At 51.2% G+C, this 3,617-nt stretch carries 3 protein-coding genes; all 3 read right to left on the bottom strand.

The window, feature by feature from the left end:
* On the bottom strand, positions 1–1,856 hold a 1,856-nt coding region (locus tag D6694_10660; GenBank protein ID RMH39926.1), incomplete at its 3' end, for a hypothetical protein.
* 34 nt (positions 1,857–1,890) lie between these two features.
* Positions 1,891–3,333, bottom strand: a complete 1,443-nt coding sequence (locus D6694_10665) for a hypothetical protein (protein ID RMH39927.1) — start codon at positions 3,331–3,333, stop codon at positions 1,891–1,893.
* Between the two features lie 13 nt (positions 3,334–3,346).
* Positions 3,347–3,617 (bottom strand): hypothetical protein (locus D6694_10670; protein RMH39928.1); only part of this gene is annotated, 271 nt, incomplete at its 5' end.

The raw sequence follows: 3,617 nt of genomic DNA on the forward strand, positions 1-3,617 counted from the left end.
ACCCACGTAGAGCTTACAGCGTCCCACTGATACCACACAGGCGGGGTGCCATCCAAAAGAACCATCTGGCCATCGTGAGTGCCGCTTGCCGGAAGCGTCGTGACAGTTATATCCTTCAACAGGAGCATGTTATTTCGAATTTTTGTGCCATCGGGAAGTTTTACATTCCCGATGCCGCTCCCGTCGTCAACGGTCCCGCCTACCGTTGCTCCACTCTCAGCCGCCCATTTCCTTGTCGGCGTCTCTGCTATTTGGTCAGCTGTTCGATTGAGGACGCCAGATTTTGCGAGATCGATTTCATTGTTTGTGAGAGCTGTTAGCTTCGTTTTTCCGTAAATCGTATCGTCGGGGAGATCTCCGATAACGTTTGGCCCCCGCTTAATCCAGGTGGAAGTCGCTGCGTCCCACTGATACCAGACAGGAGGATTTCCGTCGAGCAGGACGAGCTGGCCGTCATGAGTCCCTGAAGGAGGAAGAGTTGTAACCGTAACCTCCTTCAGAAGGAGCATGTTGTTTCGGACTTTCTCCCCTCCCGGAAGTGTGATGTTTCCTGTCCCGCTCCCGTCATCTACTGTTCCGCCTACAGTCGCACCGCTTTCTCCGGCCCATTTCCTCGTAGGAGTTTCTGCAATGTTATCAGCATTGGTGTCAGAGAGAACAGTAATCGACTTCCCAGCTGTCTTCTCAGCGCCTGGCTCAGCGGGGGCATTCTGCGTCTTCAGGACGTCGATCTGCGTCTCTCTGATCATCGGAACCATTCGAAACGCATCGACGAACCAAGCTCCCGTGGTCCCTGTATTATCTCGAACAGTTATCCTGGCGCGCGCGATGTTGAGGCCTGTCGGAACGTCGACAAGGATCTCCAGGGGCTGTTCGCCGGAAATATTGGTCTGGGCAACAGCCTCGTTCGAGAAGCTTACATGCGCGCCTGCAGATGTTTCATATTCTAACGAAAACCTAAGTCCCTGATCTGGAAGTGCGCTTTCGTCCCTAATTGCGATGCACTTGACTATGTAACGATCCCCCTCACTTACGGCATATGGCTGGGAGCGAAGGCCAACATCGCCAGGCGTAACGCGCGCAAGCCATGAACCTACAGGGGCAAGGGTTGGATCCTGAACAAGCGATGCATTGTCGTACTGGTCCCAGCCCTCAAAAGTCCCAGTTTCAAAACTGCCATTAAGAACAACGTCATCGCCCATTCGCCAGCGCGTGACATCCGCATTGTTCTCTGGCTTCTCTGGACCTGTTACGTCATTCTTGAAATCGACTGTATCTTTATCTCCAATAGCCCCTGTTCCGAGTTTATTCCACACATTGCCGTCATAGAAGAAGAGCCCTCCGCCTCGCCCCGGAATGGGCTCCCAGTTCGTTCCGTCGGCAAGAATGATAAGCCCCTCAGGACGTTTGGGCGGCGGAACAGATATAGGCTGCATCTGAATATGATCGACAAGGTCGAATTTATCCTCTATCTTGTCGATCTTACGCTCAATTTTCTTAGTTTTCTTGTCGATCTTGTGATCGATTTTATCTAGTTTTTTGTCAAGCTTCTTCTCTATTTTCTGTGCTTTATGCTCTTTCCCTTTCGCAAGAGCTTTCGCAGCCTTCCGCTCAAGCTTTTCCTTCTTCTTTTCTTTCTTGCGCTCGAGCTTCGATGTCTTCTTTTCCAGCTTCCTTTCCTTTTTCGCCCGCTTCTTTTCTCCTTTCGCGCGCTTCTTTTCTTTCTTTGAAGAGTGGGAAGATGACTGCGAAAAAGATGAGGAAGAGGAGAAAGAGGAGGAAGAGCGGAAAGACGAGAACGGGGTGACCTCTACTTCGAATTCTCTGCCGAACTTGGGACTGAAGAGCCGAGGCATATGTCACTCCATTCAGCGGCATTCCATTTCAAATCTACAGCATGCTCAGGACATCAAACTCGACCTCGAAGCCATAGAGCTTCCAGTCGGCCTGCCCAGAGATCCTTATGGAAATTATACGCCCAACAGCAGAGAAGTCAACATATGCATCAGTAGCTGGATTGAATGTCTTTGGCACCCAGCTGACTGTGTCTGTCAGTTTCATCTGCGTTCCAATCTCGATCGTAACGGATGACGAGGTTGAAATACGAGGATAGATCCGCTTAATGAGCTTTACTGTATCGAGTTCGCCTGTGACGGGAAATGCGAGCCTCTCGACGGAAGCTGTAACCGGAACGGAGTCGAAAGCGGTTCCTTGGTCAGCCTGGTAAAACTTGGCTGCGCAGAGGATGAGATCTCGCTCTGTTATCTTAGAGCCTGCAGGCCCGATTGCTGCATATGTTGCTGAAGGGAGGTCTCGGACTCCGTAAGTGTTCTCAATTCTGTTCCAGACAAGCGCTGTATCAGGGAACTGTGATCCGTTCTGGGGGAAGCAAAACCAAACTTCTCCTGTTTTAGCGTCTTGCCTGATGAATGACCTGTTGTAATATGTGGCATCGATGTTTGCTTGAAGCCAACGCCGCGAGTGGTTTGCGATCAGGGATTGAACACTCGCTCCATCGTGAATGATCAGGTCATCTTGCGTTGCTACAACATGGGCATCGCGCAGCGGCTCTACACAATGCGTCGTAAGAGCACCGATCGTTGTGTAGAGCTGATCGAAGCTGAAAATGAACGGAGAATTGATGCGCTGCATTGTCCATGTAGATGTCTCTTTGTAGACAATCATAAGCTCATCGAGAGGCTGCGCTTCGACGATCTGGCCTCCGAGAACGTCGGATAAGTCGACTTCACCAGCATCTACTGTCGGATCGGCAACATCCCAAGAGGTTGGGAGTGTCCCAGGATCAGCTGTATGGCTCCACAAGACGCGATGGGGATAGCGAATTGAGGAGATATTTAGGTTGAATGCTATTAGGTGTCCTTTGAAGGGCCTGATGAGTTTTGGAATTGTATTCGCGGGGAAGTTTGGAAGATCAACGAGCGGGGAGCCAAAATCAGTCCAGGCCTGTGGGACGTCAACGCCGTTAGCGATGACTGGAATTCCGCCTAAAATGCCCCCATTCCAAAGATCATCAAGCGTTGTGCTGTAGGGAGAGGAAAGCCCGCTGACGTCGCTGTGAAGCCCGTCGTATTTGTAAAGCTTTGTCTGTGAAGCCCAAAGCCATCTATGCGTTGTTCCAGATGGAACGCTCATTGCCCAGATTGGAGCTTCTGGGGGTGTTCCAAAAACTGGGACGTGGCCACTGAAGGCTTCTACAGCTCCGTTTCGAAACCGAACATTTTGCCCGTCAGTCCAAACGTTCGCAGGAAGATTGTAGGGAGGGTGATCCCTTACAATCCCCTGCGACGCTAAGTCTGAAAATGTCTCGAGCATTCAATGGCTCCGCTCACACAGGAAGATCTGGATGCACCTTCTTCTTGTGGAGAGCACTCCAGATAATACCAATAAGCGTGACGATGGCGCCTACTGCGGACTCCATATCCGACTGCCCAAGCGTTCCGTTTGCAACAAGGAAGCCCCCGCCGAACGTCAGAATGTGCCGAACGAAACCGAGGACTGTTTCGAGCCGCCGTTCCGTAACCTTAGCCATCTTGAGCTCCTTTCGCTTACTTGCTTTAGCTCTGCTAGCTTTGCTAGTCCTCTCCGCCAATTGTAAG

It is taken from the genome of Gammaproteobacteria bacterium, from assembly GCA_003696665.1.
GTDB lineage: Bacteria > Pseudomonadota > Gammaproteobacteria > Enterobacterales.